Source organism: Rhizobium sp. CB3090 (assembly GCF_029714285.1).
In the GTDB taxonomy this organism is placed as follows: Bacteria; Pseudomonadota; Alphaproteobacteria; order Rhizobiales; family Rhizobiaceae; genus Rhizobium.
The window spans coordinates 1,971,049-1,996,678 of record NZ_CP121662.1 but is presented as its reverse complement, the minus strand read 5'-3'; the positions used below and the strand labels follow the sequence as shown (position 1 = coordinate 1,996,678).

The 25,630-nt window shown below is 59.0% G+C and carries 23 protein-coding genes and 1 pseudogene; 14 read left to right on the top strand and 10 right to left on the bottom strand.

Translation table 11 applies throughout. The annotated features are described in order from the left end of the window. Nucleotides 1–20: 20 nt before the first annotated feature. The 6 genes from QA646_RS09660 (at nucleotide 21) to QA646_RS09635 (ending at nucleotide 5,839) form a co-directional block, all read left to right on the top strand. A complete protein-coding gene (locus QA646_RS09660; RefSeq protein WP_283055251.1) occupies nucleotides 21–1,391 on the top strand; it encodes a glutamine synthetase family protein in 1,371 nt (456 codons plus the stop codon). Nucleotides 1,392–1,469: 78 nt separating this feature from the next. Continuing rightward, a complete protein-coding gene (locus QA646_RS09655) occupies nucleotides 1,470–1,895 on the top strand; it encodes a helix-turn-helix transcriptional regulator (RefSeq protein WP_283055250.1) in 426 nt (141 codons plus the stop codon). After that, the gene (locus tag QA646_RS09650) at nucleotides 1,888–2,304 is read left to right on the top strand and encodes a type II toxin-antitoxin system VapC family toxin (protein ID WP_283055249.1); all 417 of its coding nucleotides are present in this window, start codon (nucleotides 1,888–1,890) and stop codon (nucleotides 2,302–2,304) included. Before QA646_RS09655 ends, QA646_RS09650 begins: the two co-directional genes overlap by 8 nt. 20 nt (nucleotides 2,305–2,324) lie before the next feature. Next, nucleotides 2,325–3,710, top strand: a complete 1,386-nt coding sequence (locus QA646_RS09645; RefSeq protein ID WP_283055248.1) for an aldehyde dehydrogenase family protein — start codon at nucleotides 2,325–2,327, stop codon at nucleotides 3,708–3,710. Next, nucleotides 3,707–4,855 carry an iron-containing alcohol dehydrogenase gene (locus QA646_RS09640; RefSeq protein WP_283055247.1) on the top strand — a complete coding sequence of 383 codons (1,149 nt, stop codon included), beginning with the start codon at nucleotides 3,707–3,709 and terminating at the stop codon, nucleotides 4,853–4,855. The genes QA646_RS09645 and QA646_RS09640 overlap by 4 nt, the downstream gene beginning before the upstream one ends. A 267-nt stretch (nucleotides 4,856–5,122) precedes the next feature. Continuing rightward, nucleotides 5,123–5,839, top strand: coding sequence for a ParA family protein (locus QA646_RS09635; protein WP_283055246.1), 717 nt, complete (start codon nucleotides 5,123–5,125; stop codon nucleotides 5,837–5,839). Nucleotides 5,840–5,905: 66 nt separating this feature from the next. On the opposite strand, the gene QA646_RS09630 is transcribed toward QA646_RS09635, so the two are convergent. Then, nucleotides 5,906–7,372: a L,D-transpeptidase gene (locus QA646_RS09630; protein ID WP_283055245.1), complete on the bottom strand. Its 1,467-nt coding sequence runs from the start codon at nucleotides 7,370–7,372 to the stop codon at nucleotides 5,906–5,908. 226 nt (nucleotides 7,373–7,598) lie between these two features. Between QA646_RS09630 and QA646_RS09625 the strand changes: the two genes are divergently transcribed. The 3 genes from QA646_RS09625 to QA646_RS09615 all read left to right on the top strand — a co-directional run bounded on the left by QA646_RS09625 (nucleotide 7,599) and on the right by QA646_RS09615 (nucleotide 9,290). Next, nucleotides 7,599–8,438 carry a DUF4432 family protein gene (locus tag QA646_RS09625; protein WP_283055244.1) on the top strand — a complete coding sequence of 280 codons (840 nt, stop codon included), beginning with the start codon at nucleotides 7,599–7,601 and terminating at the stop codon, nucleotides 8,436–8,438. Between the two features lie 74 nt (nucleotides 8,439–8,512). Continuing rightward, nucleotides 8,513–8,851 carry a TIGR01244 family sulfur transferase gene (locus QA646_RS09620; protein WP_028752425.1) on the top strand — a complete coding sequence of 113 codons (339 nt, stop codon included), beginning with the start codon at nucleotides 8,513–8,515 and terminating at the stop codon, nucleotides 8,849–8,851. Nucleotides 8,852–8,945: 94 nt separating this feature from the next. Continuing rightward, a complete protein-coding gene (locus QA646_RS09615; protein WP_107108498.1) occupies nucleotides 8,946–9,290 on the top strand; it encodes a RidA family protein in 345 nt (114 codons plus the stop codon). 42 nt (nucleotides 9,291–9,332) lie between these two features. Here QA646_RS09615 and QA646_RS09610 read toward each other — a convergent pair whose 3' ends face one another. The 4 genes and pseudogenes from QA646_RS09610 to QA646_RS09595 all read right to left on the bottom strand — a co-directional run bounded on the left by QA646_RS09610 (nucleotide 9,333) and on the right by QA646_RS09595 (nucleotide 13,340). Further along, entirely contained in the window at nucleotides 9,333–10,991 is a 1,659-nt protein-coding gene (locus QA646_RS09610) for a thiamine pyrophosphate-binding protein (protein WP_283055243.1), read from the bottom strand. Continuing rightward, on the bottom strand, nucleotides 10,988–12,193 hold the full coding sequence (locus QA646_RS09605; protein ID WP_283055242.1) for a CaiB/BaiF CoA-transferase family protein: 1,206 nt from the start codon (nucleotides 12,191–12,193) through the stop codon (nucleotides 10,988–10,990). Before QA646_RS09605 ends, QA646_RS09610 begins: the two co-directional genes overlap by 4 nt. Nucleotides 12,194–12,211: 18 nt before the next feature. Next, nucleotides 12,212–12,325 (bottom strand): annotated as a pseudogene (locus QA646_RS09600) (EamA/RhaT family transporter); the annotation flags it as partial. An 82-nt stretch (nucleotides 12,326–12,407) separates the two neighbouring features. Then, entirely contained in the window at nucleotides 12,408–13,340 is a 933-nt protein-coding gene (locus QA646_RS09595) for an alpha/beta hydrolase (RefSeq protein WP_283055241.1), read from the bottom strand. A gap of 169 nt (nucleotides 13,341–13,509) precedes the next feature. Here QA646_RS09595 and QA646_RS09590 point away from each other — a divergent pair, with 169 nt between their 5' ends. The 4 genes from QA646_RS09590 (at nucleotide 13,510) to metF (ending at nucleotide 18,157) form a co-directional block, all read left to right on the top strand. Then, nucleotides 13,510–14,259: a ribonuclease gene (locus tag QA646_RS09590; protein WP_283058826.1), complete on the top strand. Its 750-nt coding sequence runs from the start codon at nucleotides 13,510–13,512 to the stop codon at nucleotides 14,257–14,259. Nucleotides 14,260–14,384: 125 nt separating this feature from the next. Then, a complete protein-coding gene (gene ettA / locus QA646_RS09585; RefSeq protein ID WP_283055240.1) occupies nucleotides 14,385–16,034 on the top strand; it encodes an energy-dependent translational throttle protein EttA in 1,650 nt (549 codons plus the stop codon). Between the two features lie 193 nt (nucleotides 16,035–16,227). Further along, entirely contained in the window at nucleotides 16,228–17,253 is a 1,026-nt protein-coding gene (locus QA646_RS09580; protein ID WP_283055239.1) for a metalloregulator ArsR/SmtB family transcription factor, read from the top strand. A 1-nt stretch (nucleotide 17,254) separates the two neighbouring features. Then, on the top strand, nucleotides 17,255–18,157 hold the full coding sequence (metF, locus tag QA646_RS09575) for a methylenetetrahydrofolate reductase [NAD(P)H] (protein ID WP_283055238.1): 903 nt from the start codon (nucleotides 17,255–17,257) through the stop codon (nucleotides 18,155–18,157). Nucleotides 18,158–18,588: 431 nt separating this feature from the next. On the opposite strand, the gene QA646_RS09570 is transcribed toward metF, so the two are convergent. After that, nucleotides 18,589–19,515: a DMT family transporter gene (locus QA646_RS09570; protein WP_283055237.1), complete on the bottom strand. Its 927-nt coding sequence runs from the start codon at nucleotides 19,513–19,515 to the stop codon at nucleotides 18,589–18,591. A gap of 199 nt (nucleotides 19,516–19,714) precedes the next feature. Between QA646_RS09570 and QA646_RS09565 the strand changes: the two genes are divergently transcribed. Then, nucleotides 19,715–21,085, top strand: a complete 1,371-nt coding sequence (locus tag QA646_RS09565; RefSeq protein WP_283055236.1) for an IS1182 family transposase — start codon at nucleotides 19,715–19,717, stop codon at nucleotides 21,083–21,085. 147 nt (nucleotides 21,086–21,232) lie between these two features. Here QA646_RS09565 and QA646_RS09560 read toward each other — a convergent pair whose 3' ends face one another. The 4 genes from QA646_RS09560 to QA646_RS09545 form a co-directional block, all read right to left on the bottom strand. Beyond that, nucleotides 21,233–22,477, bottom strand: a complete 1,245-nt coding sequence (locus QA646_RS09560; RefSeq protein ID WP_283055235.1) for a lytic murein transglycosylase — start codon at nucleotides 22,475–22,477, stop codon at nucleotides 21,233–21,235. Between the two features lie 79 nt (nucleotides 22,478–22,556). Then, on the bottom strand, nucleotides 22,557–23,348 hold the full coding sequence (locus QA646_RS09555; RefSeq protein WP_283055234.1) for a GH25 family lysozyme: 792 nt from the start codon (nucleotides 23,346–23,348) through the stop codon (nucleotides 22,557–22,559). 218 nt (nucleotides 23,349–23,566) lie between these two features. Then, complete coding sequence (locus QA646_RS09550; protein ID WP_283058825.1) at nucleotides 23,567–24,187, bottom strand: class I SAM-dependent methyltransferase; 621 nt, start codon at nucleotides 24,185–24,187, stop codon at nucleotides 23,567–23,569. A 50-nt stretch (nucleotides 24,188–24,237) separates the two neighbouring features. Then, nucleotides 24,238–25,485 carry a DUF3419 family protein gene (locus QA646_RS09545; protein WP_283055233.1) on the bottom strand — a complete coding sequence of 416 codons (1,248 nt, stop codon included), beginning with the start codon at nucleotides 25,483–25,485 and terminating at the stop codon, nucleotides 24,238–24,240. Nucleotides 25,486–25,630: the final 145 nt, after the last annotated feature.

Below are 25,630 nucleotides of genomic sequence, written 5' to 3'. Positions count from 1 at the left end.
TTGTTCAGGCGGACCAAATCATGAGCACTAGCTATACGTTCGACGACCTCAGACGAGATGTGGCCGAAGGGCGCATTGATACGGTTCTGGCATGCCAGGTGGACATGCAGGGCCGATTGATGGGCAAGCGTTTCCAGGCGGAATTCTTCATAGAGAGCGCCTGGAAAGAAACGCATAGCTGCAACTACCTCCAAGCGACCGACCTCGAGATGGAGACCGTCTCGGGCTACAAGTCGACGAGCTGGGAGAAGGGCTATGGCGACTATACGATGAAGCCCGATCTCGCCACGCTTCGCCGTATTCCCTGGCTCGAGGGCACGGCTCTGGTGCTTTGCGATGTGCTCGACCATCACACCCATGAAGAGGTGGCGCATTCGCCGCGCGCCATCCTCAAGAAGCAGATCAGGCGGCTTGAAGCGATGGGCATGAAGGCCTTCATGGCTTCCGAACTGGAATTCTTCCTGTTCGATCAGAGCTACGACAGTGCCCGCGAGTCCGGCTATCGCAACCTGCATCTCGCCAGCGGCTACAATGAAGACTACCACATCTTTCAGACCACCAAGGAAGAGGATGTGATGCGGGCGATCCGCAAGGGCCTGCAGGGCGCCGACATTCCGGTGGAGAATTCCAAAGGCGAGGCCTCGGCGGGGCAGGAGGAAATCAACGTCCGTTATGCCGATGCGCTAACCATGGCGGACCGCCATGCGATCATCAAAAACGGCTGCAAAGAGATCGCCTGGTCGAAGGGCAAGGCCATCACCTTCCTGGCCAAATGGAACTACAATTCCGCCGGCAGCTCATCACATATCCACCAGTCGCTTTGGAGCGCCGACGGTAAGACGCCGCTGTTCTTTGACAAGGAACAAGAGCACGGCATGACGCCGCTGATGAAGCACTATGTCGCCGGCCTTCTGACGCATGCCAGCGAGATCACCTATTTCCTCGCGCCCTACATCAATTCCTACAAGCGTTTCGTGGCTGGCACCTTCGCGCCGACCAAGGCGATCTGGAGCACCGACAACCGCACGGCGGGCTATCGTCTCTGCGGCGCTGAAACGAAGGGTATCCGCATCGAATGCCGCGTCGGCGGCTCTGACCTTAATCCCTATCTCGCCTTCGCGGCGCTGATCGCCGCCGGCATCGACGGCATCGAGAACAAGCTTGAACTGGAAGCGCCTTTCGTCGGAGACGCCTATGGCGCTCGCGAGGTTCGCGAGATTCCGCGCACGCTGCGAGACGCTGCGGTGGCGCTGAACGGCTCAGAGATGCTGCGCGCCGCCTTCGGCGACGATGTCATCGATCATTACACCCGCGCTGCCGAATGGGAGCAGGAGGAGTATGATCGCCGCATTACCGACTGGGAGGTAGCGAGAGGATTCGAAAGAGCGTAATTCTCAACGTTGAGATAATTCGTTGACATAATCACAACTTCATGGGATTTTTTGAGTCCAACATGAAGGGATAGCTTTATGGCGCGGAAGAGTTCGATCGATAGGGATTGGTTTTATCAGAAGCTGACGAGCAGAGGCGAAACCATAAGCGGGCTAGGCCGGTTTCTGAATATCGATAAGAGTGCGGCTTCCCGGATGCTTGCGGGCGAACGCAAGATGAGCGCTGAGGAACAAGATTTAATCGCCCAGTTCCTGGGTGTCAGTATCGTGGATATCGCTGCCCATCGGACTATTTCACAGCAGGGATTTAAGGAAATGAAACAGCCGGATTTCACATATGGGCATATGTCATCGCCGGACATGGAGGCGGGCAGACCCGCGGCTAGCGATGAGAAAGCTCATCCGATCTTCGGGTGCATGAAAGGAACAATGACGATAGCGGCGGATCTTGACCTCACGGCGCCAATAGATGTCGAGTGGAGTGATAAACTCTACAATGAATGAGAGTTTTCTACTCGATACCTGCGCCGCTATTTGGCTGGCAAACGGGAAGCCGATATCGCAGATAGTGGTCGATGCCGTGAACGAAATCGCTCCCGGCAGTGATCGGCTTTGCGTTTCCGCATTGACCGCGTGGGAGATCGGGATGTTGATATCGCGGGGTAGAATACACAGCACGAAGCATGCGCTGGCATGGTTCGAGGATTTTGTGAAGGCCAGCGGAATACATGTGCAAACGGCTACGCCAGCCGTCATGATTGCTGCGTCCTACCTTCCTGAGCCGTTGCACAGCAATCCAATGGATCGCATTATCATCGCTACCGCACGTGAACACGATCTTACGATCATCACCCGAGACCGCGCTATTCTCGCCTATGGAGCCGCTGGTCACGTTAAGACCCTTGCCTGCTAGGCCTACTGGAGCAAAAAAGAATGACCATGATCACATGCGTATCCCCGGTAAATGGGGAGGTTTATGCTGAGCGTCCGGCGCTATCGCTGGAGGCGGCCAAGGAAGTGGTGACCCGCGCCCGCAATGCGCAGAAGGAGTGGGCGCGTCGCCCGCTGGAAGTCCGCGTTCAACTGGTGCTGAAGGGGGTTGCGCGCCTCAATGAAATGGCCGATGTCGTCGTGCCGGAACTCGCGTGGCAGATGGGCCGACCGATCAAATATGGCGGCGAATATCGCGGCTTCAACGAGCGCTCAAATTATGTGGCCTCGATCGCAGCGGATGCGCTGTCGCCGATGGTGGTGGAAGACAGCGCGAATTTCTCGCGTCGTATCGAGCGCGAGCCGCATGGCGTCGTCTTCGTCATCGCGCCCTGGAACTATCCTTATATGACGGCAATCAACACGGTCGCCCCGGCGCTGATGGCCGGCAATACCGTTATTCTGAAGCATGCCAGCCAGACGCTTCTGGTTGGTGAGCGACTGGTTCAGGCTTTCGTCGAGGCCGGTGTTCCGGCCGATGTCTTCCAGAACGTCTATCTCGACCATGAGACGACGTCGGCTCTGATCGCCGCCGGCAGCTTCAACTTCGTCAACTTCACCGGCTCGGTCCAAGGCGGACGATCGATCGAGCGTGCTGCCGCAGGCACCTTCACCAGCCTTGGTCTCGAACTTGGCGGCAAGGATCCGGGCTATGTCATGGAGGATGCCGACCTGGACGCTGCCGTCGACACCTTGATGGACGGCGCCACTTACAATTCCGGCCAATGCTGCTGCGGCATCGAGCGCATCTACGTGCATGAATCGCTCTACGATGCCTTCGTCGAAAAGTCGGTTGCGTGGGTGTCGAACTACAAGCTCGGCAATCCGCTCGATCCGGAAACCACGCTGGGCCCGATGGCGAACAAGCGTTTTGCCAAGGTGGTGCGCGAGCAGATCGCCGATGCCGTCGCCAAAGGCGCCAAAGCGCTGGTCGACCCCAAGCTTTTCCCGGCCGATGACGGTGGCGCTTATCTCGCGCCGCAGATCCTCGTCGATGTCGATCATTCCATGGCCTTCATGCGGGAAGAGACCTTCGGTCCGGCCGTCGGCATCATGAAGGTGAAGAGCGATGCCGAAGCGCTGGAATTGATGAATGACAGCCCCTACGGCCTGACGGCTTCGCTCTGGACCAAGGATGTCGAGCGTGCCTCGCGTCTCGGCCGCGACATCGAAACCGGCACGGTCTTCATGAACCGTGCCGACTATCTCGATCCGGCATTGTGCTGGACCGGTGTCAAGGAAACCGGCCGTGGCGGCTCGCTCTCCGTGATCGGTTTTCATAACCTGACGCGCCCGAAATCCTACCATTTGAAGAAGGTAACAGCATGAGCAATATCTCAGCCAATTGGAGCTACCCGAACGCCTTCAAGCTTGGCCGCGGCCGCATCAAGGAACTGGCGGACGCCTGCAAAAGCCTGGGCATGAAGAAGCCGCTCCTGGTCACCGACCGAGGGCTTGCTTCGATGGCAATCACCAAGACGGCTCTGGACATTCTGGAGGATGCAGGTCTGGGGCGGGCTCTCTTCGCCGATGTCGATCCGAACCCGAACGAGAAAAACCTTGAAGCTGGAGTCAAAGCCTTCAAGGATGGTGGACATGACGGTGTCGTTGCCTTCGGCGGCGGCTCGGGCCTCGATCTCGGCAAGTGTGTTGCCTTTATGGCCGGCCAAACGCGACCTGTCTGGGATTTCGAGGATATCGGCGATTGGTGGACCCGCGCCAATGTCGAGGGCATTGCTCCGATCGTCGCCGTGCCAACGACCGCCGGCACCGGCTCCGAAGTTGGCCGTGCCAGCGTCATTACCAATTCTGAAACGCATGTGAAGAAGATCATCTTCCATCCGAAGTTCCTGCCGGGCGTCGTCATCGCCGATCCGGAGCTGACGGTCGGCATGCCGAAGATCATCACTGCCGGCACCGGCATGGATGCTTTCGCCCATTGCCTGGAAGCCTATTCCTCGCCCTTCTATCACCCGATGTCGGCCGGCATCGCGCTCGAAGGCATGCGGCTCGTCAAGGAATTCCTGCCACGCGCCTATAGGGAAGGTACCGACCTCGAAGCGCGCGCCAACATGATGAGCGCCGCTGCTATGGGCGCCGTCGCCTTCCAGAAGGGGCTTGGCGCCATTCACGCGCTGTCGCATCCGATCGGCGCCGTCTACAACACGCATCACGGCATGACCAATGCTGTCGTCATGCCGGGCGTCCTGCGCTTCAACCGCAAGGCCATCGAAGACAAGATCGCCCGCGCTGCCGCCTATCTCGGCATCTCCGGCGGTTTCGACGGCTTCTACGACTATGTGTTGAAGTTGCGCACTGAACTCGGCGTTCCGGAAAGCCTTTCAGCCATGGGCATCGCGTCCGATCGCATCGATGAGCTCTCGGCTATGGCGATCGAAGATCCGAGTGCCGGCGGCAATCCTGTGGCGATGACGCTGGAAAACACCAAGGCGCTGTTCCGCGACTGCTTCTAAGCATATTGCCTCGAACTTTTGATCGTGCCGCGAGATGATTGCGGCGCGATTTTTTGTACTCACATGGATGATTGAAATCTTCACCCGATGGACGGCGTCTGATGGTGCGTCGGTTCAGGTTTTGCCGATGCAAGAACGCTGTCGTCAAAGTTGCGATTAGGGCTTTGTTAACCATATTTCGAAACAATGTCTTAACCGCACCGATGAGTCAGATGGTGCTGAAAAGAGCGATGTTCGTGCTCACCGCCATCTTGCCGGAGACCGACTATGCCAGTTATCACATTTGCAAATACGAAGGGTGGGGCGGGGAAGACGACTGCGGTTTTGCTGTTGTCTACCGAACTGGCGCGACGCGGCTACCGAGTCACCATTCTCGACGCCGACCCGCAGCATTGGATTTCGCACTGGTACGAGATTTCCGGCAACCGTGTTCCCAACATCTCGGTCATCGATTTCGTGACCAGCGCGTCCTTGCCTGTGCATCTTTCCGAAAACAGTGCGACAGACTATTTCATCCTGGACCTGCCGGGCGCTCGCACGCCGCTGTTGGCAACGGCGCTCGGTCTCTCCGATCATGTGCTCATACCAATCCAGGGCTGCGCGATGGATGCGCGGGGCGGAGCGCAGGTGCTGGAACTGCTGCAATATCTGGAACAGCGGGCTGGCATCCGCATCAATCATTCGGTCGTGCTGACCCGCGTCAATTCGATGGTGACGACCAGAGCGCTGCAGGTGGTCAAAGCGCTGCTCTCCGAACGGAGCGTTACGGTGCTCGAAACGCCGATCATCGAACGCTCTGCCTTCCGCGACATCTTCGATTGTGGCGGGACGCTCTATACAATGGATCCGAGCCGGGTCAGCAATCTGGACAAGGCTCAGGAAAACGCCCGGGCCTTTGCCGAGGAGATGATGCGGCTCGTGCCGACCCGGCTAACAGCTTCGGACCGAAGCGCCGGCCATGAGGCGATCCGCAGCGCCGCATAAGTTATTCTCACAATAGAAAGGCCGCCGGATAAGCTATCCGACGGCCTTATCATTTCTCAAATACGATCAATCGACGAATTCGACCACCACACCCGGCTTGACCATCTTGGCAAGTTCGGTCGCATCCCAATTAGTCAGGCGCACGCAGCCATGGCTCTGCGACTTGCCGATCTTCGAAGGATCTGGGGTGCCGTGAATGCCATAGGTCGGTTTTGACAGCGCCATCCAGACGACGCCGACCGGGCCGTTGGGGCCGGGAGGAATGTCGAGGATTTTATCGTTAGCGCCCTGCTTGAAGTTGATCTTCGGATTGTATGTATAGCCCGGATTGAAGGCGACGCGCTCGACGGTGACGGTGCCGGAGGGCGACGGCGTATCGGTCGAACCGATGCTGGCAGGGTAAGCGGCAATCAGGGCGCCGCTGGCGTCATAGGCGAAAACCTGCTTACGGCCCTTGTCGGCCAGGATCTTGGCGACAGTGCCGGTCTTGCCCGGGCCGGTGTTGACCACTTTGATCGTGCTGCCAGGGACCGTGAAGTCGACGCCGGGATTGAGCTCCTTCAGGTAGCCTTCGTCCATATGGAAGCGTTCGGCCAGCATTTCCGTGGTCGAGGTGTAGCCGAGCGAAGGCATCTGTGCCTTCTCGGCATAATCTTCAGGGATCGACGCGACATAGGGGCCGGCGGCATCGGCGGGCGTGATCGTGTAGTTGACGATCGGCATGCCACCCGACAGGCGCAGTTGTTCAAGGATCGAATCCGTGTCGTTCGGGTTCAATGTCTGACCGGTCATCTGTTGATAGGCGTAGATCGCCTTCGTGACATTGGCGCCCATGCGGCCATCGATCGCGCCCGGCGATATGCCCTGGCGAGCGAGGAAGACTTCAAGCGCCGTGATCTCCATCTTCGACTTGCCCTTCAGCGTGATGACGGGCTCGGCGGGCGGCTTGCGTTCGATGGCGGGTGCCTGCTCCTGCGGATCGATCGATGCGTAGTCGTTACCGTTTCGATTCTGAGATTGGCCGTTCACGTCCGGAAGCGGCTGGTTGTCGAGCGGCTCGTTCTGGATTTCGCCGCCGCGCGGAATGCCGCTGGTGACGACGCCGCGATCCTGCTGGCCGTAGCCGCTGTCGACATAACCATCATTACTCCCGAAATCGTCGCTGCGATATTGGCGGTAGTCGCGATAGCCACCATTGTTGGAAAGCTGCGTGTCGCCATATCGGTTGCCGTCACCATAGCCGTCATTATTATAAACGTCACGGCGGGGCGCGCGGGGGTAATAGGTGCTGGCACGCATCTCTGTAGCGAGGACGTTGCCATAGCGGTCGATCAACACGCGATGGCCGCGCCCATCACGGGCGACGGTCACGACGCCTTGCTCCGGATACTGATCAAGGATTCGTCCGTCAGGGGTCACCAGAACGACATCGTTCCCGCCACGATAAAATTGTGCCTGCGCATTGGTCAGCGCAAGAGCAGATGTCGCGGCTGTCAGAGCCAGAGCAAGGCTGAATTTCAGGAACCGGTTCACGTCTGTCGAATCCTCGGGTGATGGCTGAGCCGACACACACATGGCAATTTTGACGCTAGTGTGGAATTTGAATGTATCATGCTGAATAAAAGATAAAAATTTATGTGATCAAGGCGTCAAGTTAACGTTCGGTAAGACAAACCACCGTTAATTCTCGTCCTGTCTCATTTCGAAACGATTTTTCAGGGGCGGGCGATCAAAGGCCGGTAGAGGAGGATTGCAGGAAATGATGGACTTTGCCGCAGCCAAGGGACCGAAACTGACGCTGGATGAGAGCTCCGTGCTGGACATCGGCGCCTGCATCGTCGACGGCAACAATCTCGCGCCGGGACGCGCCATTCCGGATGACGGTGATCCGCGCATCGATCATTCGCTGGAGGGCTTTCTCTTTACCTGCGGTCCGGATCATATCCGCCATCCGGAACCGATGTCAGGCGCTTTCGAGGGCAAGCGCTATCCACTACACGGCTCCATCTCCTCACATCCCGCAAAGATCCTGTGGACCCGGTTCGAGAACGGCAATGCGGAGTGCCGCGCCGATATCGACATTGTCACCGCCGAACGCCGCACGGCCCGGCTGGAGCGTCATTGGCGTATCGACGGCGCGACGGGCGAGGTTTCGCTTAACGACCGTATCGTCAACACCAGCATCGAGGCGATGCCGGTCTTTCTGATGTATCACATGAATGTCGGCGGCAAATGGTTCGATGATGGCGTACGGCTCTCCGGCCAGATGCTGGAGAACGGCGGTTTCCCCTGGACCTTCGGCGAGGAGCTGGGCGGTCTTTTTTGTGTGCCGGCAACGGCCAAAGGCGAGGACTGGTCCGAACTGTGCCTCGGGCCGATTGCTGCCATCGGCGGCAAATCGCTGCGGGTTCGGTTCGGCACGGATACGCTGCCCTTCCTGCAGGTCTGGCGCAACCAGCGTGCGCCGGCACATGTCCTCGGTATCGAGCCCGTTTCGCATCGCTGGGTCTCACGCGCCGAACTGGAGGAGGCGGGTGAATTCAATATTCTCCAGCCTGGGGAAGCCAGGAGTTTCGCACTCAACTTTGCCTTCGTCTGAAAGGCTTGAATCGGTTGACGCTCGGCCCATGGCGGCGTAGACCATGGCCCTCGGTTTCAGAGAGGAAATGAACCATGGATATCCGCCCGATCGATGACGAATACTCGGTTTCCGGCCAGATCACGCTGGAGGATCTCGATCAGATCAAGGCCATGGGTTTCAACTCCATCGTCTGCCATCGCCCTGATAATGAGAGCCCGGATCAGACGCCGTTTTCCGTCATCGAAGCCCGCGCCAAGGAGCTTGGTCTCGAAATCGCGCACGTGCCCGTCGGGCCGATGGGTGTGACCGAAGAGGCCGTGCAGGGCATGGTCGATGCGCTCGACGAATTCCCGCGGCCGATGCTCGGCTATTGCCGCTCCGGCGCACGCTCCACCGCGATCTATCAGAAGACACACCATATTCGCGGCTGAGCCACTACGACCAGACCCGCGAGAGATTGAGGGCGTTGCCGATGGGCAGCGCCCGGTTTGTTACCCGTCACCCGCACAACATCAGGAGAGAAGCATGAGCATCAAGCGTATCGACGTCGGGGCCCGCATGAGCGGCGCCGTCATTCACGGCAACACCGTCTACCTCGCCGGCCAGGTTGGTGAAGGCGAAAGCGTCACGGATCAGTGCAAGTCGGCACTGGCCGAAGTCGATCGTCTTCTCGCTGCAGCCGGCTCCAACAAATCGAAGATCCTGCAGACGATCATCTATCTCTCCGACATCGCCTATTTCGCCGAAATGAACGCCGCCTGGGAAGCCTGGGTCGATCCGGCCAATACGCCGGCCCGCGCCACCAGCGAGGCCAAGCTCGCTGCCCCGAAATACAAGGTCGAGTTCATCGTCACCGCCGCAATCGACTAATCTCCGATTTGATGTATTTTCCAAAAGCCGGTGAGGGCGCTCTCACCGGCTTTTTGTTTGTGAAATTTCCGTCAACGTCCGTGACGGTGTAATGGCCTCGGGATCGAGCACGATCTCGATGATCGACGGCTTGCCGCTGGCGCGCGCGCGTTCAAAGGCAGGGCCGAATTCTTCCGTCGCCTTTACTGTCTCGCCATGACCGCCATAGGCACGGGCTAGCGCTGCGAAGTCTGGATTATCAAGCGATGTGGCGCTTACGCGACCGGGATATTCCCGCTCCTGATGCATGCGGATGGTGCCGTACATGCCGTTGTTGATGACCAAAGCAATCAGCGGCAGGCCGTACTGGACGGCGGTCGCGAATTCCTGTCCGTGCATCATGAAACAACCGTCGCCGGCAAAGCAGATCACCTCCCGCTCGGGAAAGAGCTGCTTGGCAGCAACCGCCGCCGGCAGGCCGTAGCCCATCGAGCCCGAAGCCGGCGCCGCCTGCGTGTTGAAGCGACGGAAGCGATGAAAGCGGTGCAGCCAGGTGGCATAGTTGCCGGCGCCATTGGTGAAGATCGTATCATCAGCCGTGTTGGCCTCGATCCAGTCCATGATACGGCCCATATGCACAGCGCCGGGGCTCTTCTCCGGCGTCGTCGACCAGGCGAGATAGGCGGCATGCATGCGCGCCGTCCGCTCCGCCCAACGCGGTTCTGCCGGCGCTTCGAGATCGGCGAGCGCCGCGACGAAATCTGCCGGGCTGGCGCATATCGCCAGATCCGGGCGATAGACGCGACCGAGTTCGGACGGGTCGGGATGGATATGGACGAGCTGTTGTTGCGGGTAAGGGATGTCGACCAACGTGTAGCCGGACGACGGCATTTCCGAAAGGCGACCGCCGAGCAGGATCAGCAGATCGGCCTCTTTGACCTCCTTTGCCAGCGCCGGATTGATGCCGATGCCGACATCGCCTGCGTAACTCGGATGCAGATGATCGAACAGCATTTGCCGGCGAAAGGAGCAGCCGACCGGCAGCTTGAAGCGCTCGGCGACGTGTCTGATGTTCGCGACCGCGTCATCATTCCAGCGCGTGCCGCCGAGAATGACCATAGGCCGTTCGGCCGCGATCAGGCGTAGATAGAGATCGTCGAGCTGACTGCGGCCTGGATGGGCTGCCACCGGCATGTAGCGCTTGGCAAGCGGCGCCTCGACCTCGTCGCGCAGCATATCCTCAGGCAGGGTCAGGACGACGGGGCCGGGCCGGCCTGAGGTCGCAATGGCGAAGGCGCGTGTGACGAATTCCGGAATGCGGGCGGCATCGTCGATCTCGCCGACCCATTTGGAAAATTCGGTAAAGGCGCGGCGGAATTCCACCTCTTGGAAGGCTTCGCGCTCGCGGGCGTCGCGCTGCACCTGGCCGATGAAGAGGATCATCGGGATAGAATCCTGCCGGGCAATATGCAGGCCGGCCGAGGCATTGGTTGCACCCGGACCGCGGGTTACCATGCAGATGCCGGGCTCACCCGTCAGCCGACCCCAGGCGTCCGCCATCATGGCCGCGCCGCCCTCCTGGCGACAGACGAGCACGGCAATGTCGCTGTCATGAAGCGCATCCAGCACGGCAAGAAAGCTTTCGCCGGGAACGCACGAGATGCGCCGGACGCCATTTGCCTTCAGGGCTTCGACGATGAGCTGGCCGCCTGTGCGCTTCATGGTTTTGCCTTTCCTTCCTCCAGTTCCGCCAATTCAGCGAGAACCTCCTCCTGATGCTCACCAAGACGCGGGCTAGGCCGCGTATAAGTCAACGGCGTTTCCGACAGGACAATCGGCGTCCGTACGCTCGGGATGAGGGTGCCGGCGGCATCCTCGAGATCGGTCCGCAGGCCGCGAGCTTGGATTTGGGGGTCGGCGAACATGTCTTCGATCGTATTGATCGCGCCGGCCGGCACCGCATTGTCCTCGCAGGCTCTGAGCAGATCCGCTTTCTTCCAGGACAGGGTTTTTGTCGAGATGAAAGCGCGGACGTCATCACGATGGGCGACGCGGGCTTTGTTGGTGGCATAGCGTTCATCGTCCGCATGTGCCTCGATGCCGAGGATTGCGCAGAGACGGCGGAACTGTCCGTCATTGCCGACGGCAAGGATCAGGTAGCCGTCGGCTGTTGGCACGATCTCATAGGGCGAGATATTGGGATGAGCGTTTCCGAGGCGCGTGGGAGCCTTGCCGGAAATTAGGTAGTTCATGTTCTGATTGGCGAGCACGGCGGATTGCACGTCAAGCAATGCCATATCGACAAGCTGGCCTTCGCCGGTCTTCAGCGCATGGATCAGGGCCGCTTCAATCGCGGAAACGGCATAGATGCCGGTGAAGATATCGGCGATTGCGACCCCTGCTTTCATCGGCGGGCCATCCGGCTCGCCGGTGATCGACATGAAGCCGGACATGCCCTGGACGATATAATCATAGCCTGCGAGACCGGCATAAGGGCCGGTCTGGCCGAAGCCGGTGATCGAACAATAGACCAATTTGGGATTGATCTTCCTCAGGCTCTCGTAGTCGAGGCCATATTTGACAAGGCCGCCAAGCTTGAAATTCTCGATCAGCACATCGGCGGTCATGACCAGCCGTCGAACGAGGGCTTGACCTTTTTCCGTCTTGAGATCAGCGACAACGGAACGCTTGCCGCGATTGGCGGAGTGGTAGTAGGCGGCGGACAGGTTTTCCCCATCCTTTCCCTCGACGAAGGGCGGACCCCACTGGCGCGTGTCGTCGCCTCCATCGGGATTCTCGACCTTTATGACATCGGCGCCGAGATCGGCCAGCATCTGCCCAGCCCAGGGACCGGCAAGAACGCGGGCCAGTTCGATGACGCGAATGCCGGAAAGCGGCGGTTTCTTAGTCCTATGATCGGTCATGTCGGTCCAGACGGGCGGCTACGGCGTAAACGTACTCTCAGATGTATCGGATACGGGCTTGGAAGCAAAGCGGCGCTCGCGCCAGAGAATATAAAGGCCGGAGGCGATGATGATGGATATCCCGACCCCTTTTTATCAGATATCTGTCAGCTCCGATTGATGCAAACGGGGCGGGGAACTGCCGGTGGCCCTCATTCGAATATTCCTATGGGAATCAGACTTTTGCAGTCACCTGTTTACACCAGCTCGCAAAATCCGAGATGGCTCCGGCCGCGCCGATCTCGTTCAGAGTCTCGTGCCGCATGTCCTGATGGATGGTCATGGTGATATGCGAAAATCCGGCCTTTTTCAAATGGTTTGCCAGCCAGGAGACCGCTTTTCCATTGTTCGTCGCGGGGTCACGCTCGCCGCCGACGAGATGAATCGGCATGTCGCGCCGAAGCCGATCGAGGTGATCCCTTTGCTGTGCGCGGAAAGTCAGCTCGAAAACATCTAGCCACAGCGAGACCGACGCGTCGAAGCCGCAGAGCGGGTCGGCAATGTACTTATCCACCTCTTCCGGAATACGCGACAGCCAGTCGAATTCGGTGCGGCGATTGGCAATGGATTGGCCCCAGGCGTCGAAGGTCAGCTTTGGCAGCAGCCCGCTCGGGACATCGGAGCCCTTCAGCATGCGTTCCGCCTTCAGGATGACTTGCGCAGCGCGCCCGGCAAGGCCTGGATTGAAATTCGAATTCCAAACCGTGACGGCGTCGAACTTATCGGGATGAGTCACCGCCACGTTGAGGCTGATCAAACCACCCATGGAGTGACCGAAGAGGATGACTGGCAGACCGGGATGGGCAGTCGCGGCAAGCTCGCGGATCGCCATCACATCGGCAATGACCGCATCGACGCCGTTGCGCCTTGCGAAGCGGCCGAGTGGGGCGTCGGCAGCCGTCGTCTCGCCATGGCCGCGATGATCATGGGCGTAGACGTGAAATCCGTGCGCCGCCATCGCTCCGGCAAAGCGTTCGTAGCGACGGGAATGTTCGGCAAGGCCGTGGCTGATGAGAAGCACGCCACGGACATCGCCCTCTGCCGGCGCATGATGATAGGCGAGTGTCGCACCTGTCGGACTATTCAGACGCTTCGTTTCGGCAAACATGATGCACGTTTCCTCCCCATCGGGACGAAAGGTCATCGCTGCCGCGATTGCAATGCGCGGTTAGTGAAGCTCACAGAAATAAATTTTCGCGGTCGTTGCGATTTAGGGTTGCGTGCTGCCGATCAAACTGCTTATTTGTTCTCATATTGTTCTGTTTTGGAGGTATGAAATGAGGCCTTGGCTTCAAGGGTTTGCAGTTGCGGTCTGGGCTGCGATGGTGATGGTGACGAGCGCCGTGGCTGAGGAGAATAGCCACGGGCGAACGCGCTTTATTCTGGCGGCAAGTTGGGAACCCGCGTTCTGCGCGACGAACCAAAAGAAGGCAGAATGCCGAAATCAATCATCGAATAATTTCGACGCCAAGAACTTTTCGCTGCATGGTCTTTGGCCGATGCGGCAGGAATATTGCGATGTTTCCGATGATCTGAAGCAGTCCGATCGCAGCAGCGATTGGAAAGATCTGCCGGCTGTTCAACTGTCGGCGGAAACTAAGGCTTCGCTGGATAAAGTCATGCCCGGCACGCAATCCGGTCTGGAACGGCATGAGTGGATCAAGCATGGCAGTTGCACCAAGCTCAGCGCCGATGATTATTTCGGGACTGCAGTGGGCTTGATCAACGAACTCAACACTTCTGCCGTGCGCGATCTTTTCGCGCAGAATATCGGCAAGACGCTCGATGCCGAAGCCATCAAGGCTGCGTTTAATAAAAGCTTTGGCGCAGGCGCCAGCGATCGCGTGAAAATGAGCTGCCGCCAGGTCGGCAAGGTACGCGTGATCTCGGAACTGACGATCGGCCTGTCTGAAGATGCCATCCAGCCGTCGCCAGAAGGCGAGCCCCGACTTGAGCAACTGATCCAGAGTGCCGGCAAAACATCGTTCGGCTGTGATCAGGGCGTCGTGGACGCGGCGGGTTTCTGACATCCAGCAGCGGCTCGGCGCGGATAAATGCCCTCGGACAAGGTTTCGCCGTTGCCCGGGGGCGGGGTTTCGCCTACATAGCGGCACAATTCGCAATGTTATCCGCCTGTGGAGTAACCCAAGCTATGGCACGTCAGTTCATCTATCATATGGCCGGTCTGAATAAGGCCTATGGCGCCAAGAAGATTCTGGAAAATATTCATCTCTCCTTTTATCCCGACGCCAAAATCGGCATTCTCGGCCCGAACGGTGCCGGTAAGTCGACCGTGCTGCGCATCATGGCCGGCCTCGACAAGGAATATACCGGCGAAGCCTGGCTGGCCGAAGGCGCCACCATCGGCTACCTGCCGCAGGAGCCTCAGCTCGATCCCAACAAGACGGTGTTCGAAAACGTCATGGAAGGCGTTGCCAAGAAAACCGAAATCCTCAATCGCTACAACGAATTGATGATGAACTATTCCGACGAGACTGCGGAAGAGGGCGCCAAGCTCCAGGACATCATCGACAGCCAGAATCTCTGGGATCTGGAAAGTCAGGTCGAGATGGCGATGGAAGCATTGTGCTGCCCGCCGCGCGATGCCGAAGTCACCAGCCTTTCCGGCGGTGAGCGCCGCCGTATCGCGCTTTGCCGCCTGCTTCTCTCGCAGCCGGACCTGCTGCTGCTCGACGAACCGACCAACCATCTCGACGCCGAGACCATCGCCTGGCTGGAAAAGCACCTGCGCGACTATCCGGGTGCCGTGATGATGATCACCCACGACCGCTACTTCCTCGACAATGTTACCGGCTGGATTCTCGAACTCGACCGCGGCCGCGGCATTCCCTACGAAGGCAACTATTCCGCTTACCTGCAGGCCAAGGCCAAGCGCATGCTGCAGGAATCCCGCGAAGAAGCTGGCCGCCAGAAGGCAATCAGCCGCGAACAGGAATGGATCGCCTCCAGCCCCAAGGCTCGTCAAGCCAAGTCCAAGGCGCGTATCAACGCTTACGAACAGTTGGTCGATGCTGCCGAAAATCAGCGTCCCGGTGATGCGCAGATCATCATTCCGGTCAGCGAGCGTCTCGGCCAGGTGGTGATCGAGATGGAGGGCATCACCAAGGGCTTCGAAGGCCGCACGCTGGTCAACGATCTGTCGATCAAGCTGCCGCCGGGCGGCATCGTCGGCATCATCGGCCCGAACGGCGCCGGCAAGACGACCCTGTTCAAGATGATCACCGGGCAGGAAAAGCCGGATTCCGGCTCGATCCGCATCGGCGAGACGGTGCATCTCAGCTATGTCGACCAGAGCCGCGATGCACTCGACGGCAATAAGACCGTATGGGAGGAAATCTCCGGCGGCGCCGAAATCATCAAGCTCGGCAAGTTCGACATGAACTCGCGTGCCTATTGCGGCGCCTTCAACTTCAAGGGCGGCGATCAGCAGCAGAAAGTCGGCAATCTCTCCGGCGGTCAGCGCAACCGCGTTCACCTGGCCAAGATGCTGAAGGCTGGCGGCAACGTGCTTCTGCTCGACGAACCGACCAACGATCTCGATACGGAAACGCTGGGGGCGCTGGAAAGCGCGCTCGAAAACTTCGCCGGCTGCGCCATCATCATTAGCCATGATCGCATGTTCCTCGACCGCCTGGCCACGCATATCCTGGCCTTTGAAGGCGAAGGCCATGTTGAATGGTTCGAAGGCAATTTCGAAGATTACGAGCAGGACAAAATCCGCCGCCTCGGCCCCGATGCTCTCAATCCGGGCAGCCAGGCACACAAGCGTCTGACCCGATAAGTTTGCTGTCTTTCCGTTATGGAGAACCCCGGCAAGTCCGGGGTTTTTCTTTGCCGAAGGGCAAGAAGCGCATATTCCTCATCCGACAAAAACTAACAGATTTCCGACGTTGAATTCTCCTAACCCGCAATTGGGTCTTGCGGATCGTACTCAAATCACATAAAGATATCTTTATATCTTGATTGGGTGACTGATGACGGATCTGGTGAAATTTGGTTTGGATGATCTGGTAGATGTGCTGAAAGCGGCAGGTGAGCCGACGCGGCTGCGTCTGCTGGCGCTTCTTGCTGCCGGCGATCTCACCGTCACCGATCTTACCGAAATTCTCGGCCAATCGCAGCCGCGTATTTCGCGCCATCTGAAGCTGCTCGGCGAGGCCGGCCTGATTGATCGCTATCAGGAGGGTGCCTGGGCCTATTTCCGCCTGAAGCAGGAGGGCAAGGCGGTCGTGCTCGTGCGCACGCTTCTCCGCCACGCGGCTGAAAACGATCCGGTGTTGCTGCGTGATGGCGAGCGGCTTTCTGCTGTCAAGCGTATCCGTGCGGAACGGGCGCAGGCCTATTTCAGCCGCAATGCTGCGGAGTGGGATGAGCTACGCCGCCTGCATGTGGCGGATGAGGATGTCGACAAGGCCTTGATGGAGCTGATCGGTCCGCAGCAGATCGACTCCTTCCTGGATCTCGGCACCGGTACGGGCCGGATGCTGCAATTGCTGGCGGGGCATTATCGCCGCGCGGTCGGCATCGACGCCAGCCGTGACATGTTGGCGGTCGCCCGCGCCAATCTCGACCGATCGAATATCACCGCCGCTTCCGTGCGGCATGGCGACATTTTCAACCTGCCGCTCGAGGCCCAAGATTTCGACCTGATCACCATTCATCAGGTACTGCATTTTCTTGACCAGCCGGAGATTGCCATCAACGAGGCGGCGCGAATGCTCAGGCCTGGCGGCCGGCTGGTGATCGTCGATCTTGCCCCGCACGGGCTGGAATATCTACGCGACGAACATGCGCATCTGAGACTCGGTTTCTCGCATCAGACCATATCGGAATGGTTGAAATTGGCGGGGCTTGATGTCGAGCAGGTGCTGGACCTTCATTCGGGGAAGGAAGGCGGTCAGGCGCTGACGGTCACGATCTGGCTGGCGCGCGACCCGCGGCTGCTGATCGCCGCCGGACAGGGTCGTCAATCGTCCCCCATTCTTGCCGGGAGAGCTTGATATGTCTTCAAAGACTGAAAACGGCCAGCGTGGCATTCGTATTTCCTTCGAATTCTTCCCGCCGAAATCGGAGGAAGCCGAGACGCAGTTGTGGAACACGGTGGCTGACCTGACCGAGTGGGAACCGGATTTCGTCTCGGTCACCTATGGCGCCGGCGGTTCGACCAAAACGCCGACATTGTCTGCCGTGCGCCGGATGATTCATGAAACGCCGTTCACGACCGCTTCGCATTTGACGTGCGTGGGTGCAACGCGTGAGGATACGCATCGGGTTATCGACGATTTGCTCGCCACCGGCGTCCGCCGTTTCGTTGCGCTGCGCGGTGATCCGCCGGGCGGTGTCGGCTCCGCTTACCAGCCGCATCCCGGCGGCTATGCCAATGCGGCCGAACTGGTATTGGCTCTGCGGGAGCGCGGCGATTTCGATATTTCCGTATCCGCCTATCCGGAGAAACATCCGGAGAGCCGCGATACCGCAGCCGATATCGATATGCTGAAGCGCAAGGCGGATAATGGCGCCAATAGGGCACTCACCCAGTTCTTCTTCGATAATGACGCCTTTGAGCGTTATCATGACCGCGTGCGCGCTGCCGGCGTGAAGATTCCCGTCGTGCCGGGTATCATGCCGATCCAGAACCTGACGCAATTGAAGCGGTTTGCCGGTGCCTGCGGCACCCATATCCCTTCCTGGCTGGACGAACGTTTCGAAGGCCTCGACGAAGATGCCGATAAACGTGCCGATGTGGCTGCAGATGTCGCCGCGGAGCAGATCGAAGATCTGGTTCGTCGCGGCATCCATGAGTTTCATCTTTATACGATGAACCGCTCGCCGCTCGTCAGCGCCGTTCTCGATCGGTTGAATATTCCGCGCAAGACAGATGCGCGCGAGGGGGCCGCTGCTTGACGGGATGCGAGATGTGAGCATGAAAAAGCGCATGTCGATTCCGGCATGCGCTTTTTAAATGGAATAGGCGTTTTGTTAGCTTTCAGGAGTTCGGTTTCTGCACTGTTCGCTATTTCGTCAGATGAAAAGCATCGTCACAACGAAAAGGAATGCTGCACTGACCACTAGGACGTTGATGGATCGCGTCAATCCCATGTCTTCCTCCTCCTTAGTCAACCGTTAGAACCTATGTCAGAAATGTGTCGCTTGGAAAGCAAATTCGTTGCTGCGACGCGGTAGGATGCGGAGGTTTTGAATCGTTGTCTCGCGGTAACGATTTGTTTTAATTCGTTAAACTGTAACCATGCGACGTTCACGAAATTTAATGCATCGTTAATTTAGCTGTGAATAAGTTAAGGCGGATGTCCTTTGCCGAACCAAGAAGCAGGTCGTTATGGGCCACTCGTTCCCGCGTTCGGTCGCATGCGTGCGTAAAGCCGCCCGTCGAGAATGAGTAGGCCCGCGCCGATCAGCAGCATGCCGGCGATTTCCGTAAATCCCAGTCGCTCACCAAGGAAGAGAAAGCCGAGCAGGATGGCGCTTGGCGGCACGAGCAGGGTGACCAGCGAGGCGTTGGTGGCGCCGGCGAGTGCCATGACGCGGAAATAGAGGATATAGGCAAAGGCGGTCGACAACAGTGCCATGCCGAGAATGGCGGCGAGGGCAGTGACCGGCGGCGTGGCTAGCGTCCAGGGTTGATCAAGCAAAAGGGCCACCGGCAGTATGAGGGCCGCGGAGCAGGTCAATTGGCCTGCTGCAATAATAGGCGGCGCTACGCCTTTGAACCGTTTGGCGTAGATCGCGGCGAAGCCGTAGGAGACTGCTGCAAGGATCGGCAGCAGCAGCGCCCAGAGAGGGACCTCGGCTCTATCAGTCACGCTTGGACCGAGCAGCACGATCGTGCCCAGGAGTCCCGTCAGGCAGCCGGCGAGTTTGGCGGATGTCAGCCGTTCGTCGGTGGTGAAGTGGTTGCCGATCAAGACCGTCCAGATCGGCGTCGTTGCGTTCAGAATGGAGGCAAGCCCGGCACCCATCTGGGTTTGGCCGATGAAGATCAATGTGTGAGGCACGGCGTTGTTGATCAGACCCAGCAACAGGAACTGCCGCCAATGCGCTCTCAGCAAATCATAGATCCGGAAGCGACCGGCGATGTAGATATGCAGCGCTACTGCCGCCAGCGACAGGCGGAGGAAGACCAGCGTAAATGGTGGCACATAATGAACAGCGATGCGCGCAAAGAAGAAAGAGCCGCCCCAGATCAAGCCCAGCGCCAGCAGCAGGCTCCAGGTGAGTGCATTCATGCGATTGGTGGTATTCATCGGATGCGCCTCGCCATTTTGGGGGTTATCTTGGCGAAAGGAGAGGCGTTTTCCACCCGTTTCTTGCTGAGCCTTGATCGCATGCCGGGATATCACCGGATAGTTGCCGGGTTCCGAAAACGAAAAAAGGCGGCCAAAGCCGCCTTCAGACTGCTGACAAACCCCTGGCGATGCTGGGGGTTTTGTGATTCATTGGGATATGTTGAAGAAACCCGCTGCCGAACAGACGGCGATCGAGATGGTGACGCTCGATAGCCTTGTGCCGAAGGATCACCTGCTTCGCAAGATCGATCAGGTGATCGATTTTTCCTTCATCCATGATCGTGTTGCCGGACTTTACTGCGCCGACAACGGCCGGCCGGCGCTCGATCCGACCTTGATGTTCAAGGCGCTGTTTATCGGCTATCTGTTCGGCATCCGCTCGGAGCGTCAGTTGGTGCGCGAGATCGAGGTCAACGTCGCCTATCGCTGGTTCCTGCGGCTGAGGCTGACGGACGGAGTGTTCGACGCCTCGACCTTGTCGCAGAACCGCCGCCGGCGCTTCAACGATCCCTGCGTAGCCCAGGATATCTTCGATCATATCGTCGAACAGGCGATCGCCCACAAGCTGGTCGACGGCACGGTGCTTTATACCGACTCGACGCATCTGAAGGCCAATGCCAACAAGGGCAAATACGATCTTGCCATGATCGAAAAGTCGCGTGCCGACTATTGGGCCGATCTCGACCGGGCCATTGAGGCCGAGCGTGTCGTGCACGGCCAGAAGCCGTTGAAGGAGAAGGAGCGCGAGCCGCAGGTCAAGGAGACCAAGGTCAGCCGCACCGATCCGGAGGCGGGCTATATGGTGCGCGACGGCAAGCCCAAGGGCTTCTTCTATCTCGACCACCGCACGGTGGACGGCAAGCTTGCCATCATCACCGACACCCATGTCACACCGGCCAACGTGCATGACTCGATCGTCTATCTCGATCGGCTGGACCGGCAGCGCCGCCGCTTCGGCTTCGACGTCGGTGCCGTCGGACTGGATGCCGGCTATGCCACGGCCGGTATCGCCAAGGGGCTGGAAGACCGGCAGATCCTCGGCGTCACCGGCTATCGCAATCCGACGCCGCCCAAGGCCGGCATGATGCGCAAGTCGAAGTTCGTCCATGACATGCAAGCCGATGGTTATCGCTGCCCCGAGGGTCAGCTCTTGACCTATGCCACCACCGACCGCAACGGCTACAAGCACTACACATCCGATCCGGCCATCTGCCAAACCTGTCCGCTGCTGGCCTCCTGCACATCCAACGCCAAAGCGGTCCGCTCCATCACCCGCCATGTCTGGCAAGATGCTCGTGAACGCACCGATGCCCACCGTCTCACCCCCTGGGGAAGGGCTATCTACAAGCGCCGCAAGGAGACGGTCGAACGCTCCTTTGCCGATGCCAAGCAACTGCACGGGCACCGCTATGCCCGCTTCCGAAGTCTCACCCGCGTCGCCTGCCAGTGCCTGCTGGCGGCAGCAGCGCAGAACATCAAGAAGATCGCCATGGCGCTCACCAAAGCACCCAAACCGAGCCTGGCGTGAGGGCCAGAGGCCGCCAACTTCCCCTCGCCGCACAGCCCAACTTAAAACAACCCATGGTCATAAAATAAAACCCGCCGAAAATATCGACGGGTTTGTCAGCAGTCTGAAGGCGGCCAAAGCCGCCTTTCTATACCAGGGCAGTAGCGCTCAAAGCGCGTTCAGCAGTGATTGTGTCGCCCAACCATCGGCAGGAAGGCCGAGGCGAAACTGTTCCTTTTGGACGGCGACGCGCGTGCCCGAGCCGAGAATGCCATCGATCTTGCCGACATCGTAGCCGCGTGCCGTGAGCTTGGTCTGAAGCGCCTTCATATCGACATCGCTCAAGCCAGCTTCCGGCGTGCCCTTGTTATAGGTCGGAGCGCCGGCGAAGCGGGTGGCGAAATAGGCTGCAGACGTCGTGTAGATAAACGACTGATTCCATTGGAGATAGGCATTGTAGTTCGGATAGGTCAGGAATGCCGGGCCTTTACGACCCTGCGGCAGAATGAGCGCAGCCGGCAGCGAACCGAAGCTTGTGTTGCCGTCGCGCGGCTTGACGCCGAGCTGGAACCAGTCGGCGGCCGTTAGCGGACCGCCAAGGCCGGATTTTTCCCAAGGAAGATTATCCGGCACCGTGACCTCCTGCAGCCAGGGCTGGCCTCGCTGGAAGCCCAGACTTTGGATGTATCGCGCCGTCGTGAGAATGACATCGGGTGCGCTTGTCTTCAAATTGACGTGGCCGTCGCCATCGCCATCGACACCGAAAGCAATGATCGAGGGCGGCAGCATCTGCGTCTGGCCGATTTCGCCAGCCCAAGCACCTGTCGTAGTTTCCGGGTCGGCGTCACCGTGCTGCACCATCTCGATGTATGAGATCAGGCGCGGGCGGAAAAACTCGGGGCGCCGGCAGTCGTGCGAGAGAGTGACAAGCGCGTTGCGGGTGTTGAAATTGCCCTGGACGGCGCCGAAATCGGTCTCCATTGCCCAATAGGCGGTGATGACGCCGGGTGGCACGCCGTAGTCCTGTTCGGCCTTGGCGAAGACATCGGCATATTGCTTGATCTTCTGGCGGCCGATGTCGAGGCGGGCCTGGCTGACGGTGCGCTGCGAGAACTCGAGGAAGGTCTGGCGGAAAACGCCCTGGCCGCGGTCCATGGAGAGGACCTTGGGGTCGATCTGCGCCCCGGCGAGCGTCTTGTCCGCGGCCGCAGCATCGGCACCGGCGGCAATAGCCTCAGCTTTGACGCCGGCTAGAAAGGACGAGAGGTCCCCGCCGCAAGGCGCCTGCGTGGCGCTGGTTCCACCTGCATTCGGCGCCGCGGCTGGAGTCGCGTTCTGCGCCATTGCCACACTCGCCATGGCTGAAGCGAAGATCAACGCGAATGCGCTGCGTCGAATGGTATAGGGGTCCATAGGCGATCCTCTTTTCTGATAGAATAGGGTCGCTTTCACAGAAGATTGTGACAGAAGCAAGAGAGAAGTTCAGGCAGTCTCAAGAATTTCCTTCCTTCTCTACTGCCGCCACCCAGTTGTGCCAATTCTGTTCGGAACCGGCAAAAACATTAATGTCCGTCGGGCCCTTGATGCCCGGGATCAGACCCGTCGAGGTGTATTGCCAAAATGCCCAGGGTCGGTCGGCATAGGTCACCGTCGGATGCTTGGCGACCGAGCGGACCCAGAAGTGATAATCCTTGAAGTAGCCTGCGAGATTGTCGCGGTGGAAGTCGACCGACGTATAGATGATCGGGCGCTTGCCATAATAAGCTTCCAGGCGGTCCATGAAGCGCTTGATCTCGGTGCGCACGGTCTGCGGATCGGGGCGTGTGCGGCAGGTCTTGGATTCGGCGTTCCATTCGACGTCGAGCACCGGCGGCAGCATCATAGCACTCTTCGGCACATTGCGAATGAACCAGTCGGCCTGGTCGTCGGCTGTCGAGCAGAAATAGTAGAAGTGATAGGGTGCGTAGGGAATACCGGCCGTATTGGCTTCCCGCCAATATTCGTTGAAACGGTCATCAACTCTATCCTTGCCTTCGGTCGCTTTGATGAAGACGAAGGCGATGCCTGAGCCCTTCACCGACTGCCAGTCGATGTCGCCCTGCCATTTCGAGACGTCGATGCCATGGACGGGGTGGCGCTCCGGATGATCGCGGCCGAAGTCCTGCGGCTTCGTATCCTTGAAACGCGTCTTCGGTATCGACGCGGTTTGAAAGCTGTCATAACCCATGGTGCAGCTATTCAGGAGAAGGGCGAGCGGCAGTAAGCATGACAGAAGCCTGCGCATGGATATCCCGTTATGGCGCGAGTAATCTTGCTGCCCCAAGGCTTGGCTTCCGTGATGTGTGGTCCCCGAAAATCCAAAAGAGGCAAAGGACCAAGCTGTTGTCAGCCGGCCTTGCCACTTTTTAACCATATCAACGTAAAAAATGCGTTATCTTCAAGTAAATTCTTATACTTGGAGTGCCGTGTAAGTGGATTTCATACCTAATTACGCCTTTTGAGCTAGGCACTCGGCTTGATGACGACGGCTCTCCAGGCGTAACCGCGCCCGATTTCTTCGAATACCAGCTTCGCGCCACGCGCCTGGGCTCGCTCTTCCAATACAGTCCGGAGGTCGGCTCGCGGCGTGACGTGGAACTTTTTCAGCCAGCCCTTCAGCATGGTGCGGAACCAACCGGGCAGGCGCTCTTGCTGGCCGAAATCGACGACATGCAGTTCGCCGCCGGGAATAACTGCATCCAGTGAGGCATCGATCGCGGCCTTCCAGTCAGGGATCATCGACAGCGCGTAGGAAATCATTACACGGTCGAAGCCGTCGGCACCGAAATCGGCAGCCGAGAAGGCGGTGGCGTCAGAGACGCGAAAGTCCGGCACCTGTTTCAGGCTGCGAAAATTGTTGCGTGCCGAGATCAGCATCTCCTGGGAGATGTCCAGGCCGTAGAGCCTGGCCGATGGAAAGCGGCGATGGGCCAGCAGCATATTGCGGCCGGTGCCGCAGCCCACTTCCAGCAGCGAGCCGCCGATAGGCACGTTGAGGTGCGCAATGGTGCGGTCGCGGCCAAAGAGGTAATATTTGCGGGTCAGGTCATAGATGTGCCGCTGGTAGCGATACATGCCGTCCATCAGTCCGGCATGGTTCTTCGAGCTTGTCTGGAGACCCGTATCCGCCTGGCTCACGCTTTTTTCCCGTAGATGTGGAAGCCGCCGTAGATCGCCGAGCGGTCACGGACGTTGAGCTCGTGCGAGCGCTCCTCGAAGTAGACCCACTGGTCGCGAATTGCCGGAGAGAGGCGGCCTTCGATGATGCTCTTTTCGGCAGCGGTGCGGAAAATGACGCGGGCGCCTTCGCGGGCCGTGCGGGTAATTTCCGCCCAGAGATCGTTGAGCTGCTCGTCGGTCATCCAATCCTGCGCATCGAGCAGGATATAGCGGTCACGCGAAGCGGCGGGCTTGGAGGCCAGCAGTTCGGTGAAGTTGGCGTGATGCACGTCCACGCGGTCGGCATTGGCGCGAATGGCGGCGTAGTGCTCCGGCCGAAGATAGGTTGGCAGCGGACCTTGATGCGGTCCAGCATAGCGCCGGGCAAAGGCCTGCCAGGCGAAATAATTTTCGCGCATCGGGAAATGGCACGCCAGCTTTTCCAGGCGATGCTTCAGGACGCCCGATATGGAATCATCACCGGCGAGGCTTGCAAGTTCGTCATATTGCTGCGGCGGAATGCCAAGGCCGAAAAGCGAGCTCTTGCGGCCAAGCAGCCAGCGTACCATCGGCTTGTCGAAGATCGGCGCAATCTCGTCGTCAAAAAACTGCCGCTGTTCGCGGACTGTGCGCGCTTCCGTCATCTTGGCGAGGCGGACGCCGTGCAGGCGAGCCAGCACATGGGCAGCTCCGATGAAGCGGCCGAGCAGGCCGGTCTTGTAGATGTTGCGATTGAACACGGTGACGCGGCGACGGCCATACATGTCGCGGCCATCCCAGTAGGCGGCAGTTGCCGGATCCAGGCGCGGCGCGATTAACTGGTCGTATGCCTGGCTATTGGCGCTGACATCAGGCGTTCCGAAGAAGCGCACCAGATCGGCATGGCCGGGCAGCAGCCGGAAGGCGGCAAGCTTGAGCTTGTTCAGCGCGATGTGGTGACGATTGAGGTCGACGACATCGATGGAAGCCGGGTTCTGCGAAAGATAGGCGAGCATGTTGCAGCCGCCGGAGCCGATAGTAACGAGGCGGTGGTGCGGCTGAAGCTCCATTGCTTCCATGTCGATATCCGGATCTTCCCAGATCTGCGGATAGACGAGGCCGGAAAACAACATGCCGAACAGACGCTCGGAAAAGCCGGCCTTCGACAGGGCCTTGTGTTGCAGCAGAGCGTCCTTGAGTTTCCGATTCTTGTGGAGACCGGCATCCGGGGCAAATTCCGTCATCTGAGTCTTGTCACCGATTTGTCAGGTTCAGCGCGTGTAACGCGGCAATGCTACAGTCTGATGACGTGGGCTGTTGGCAGACCCGGCCATGGGGTCGTGACGCTGATATTTGCGAGACTGTAGTGATGATAGGTCTTTCATATTG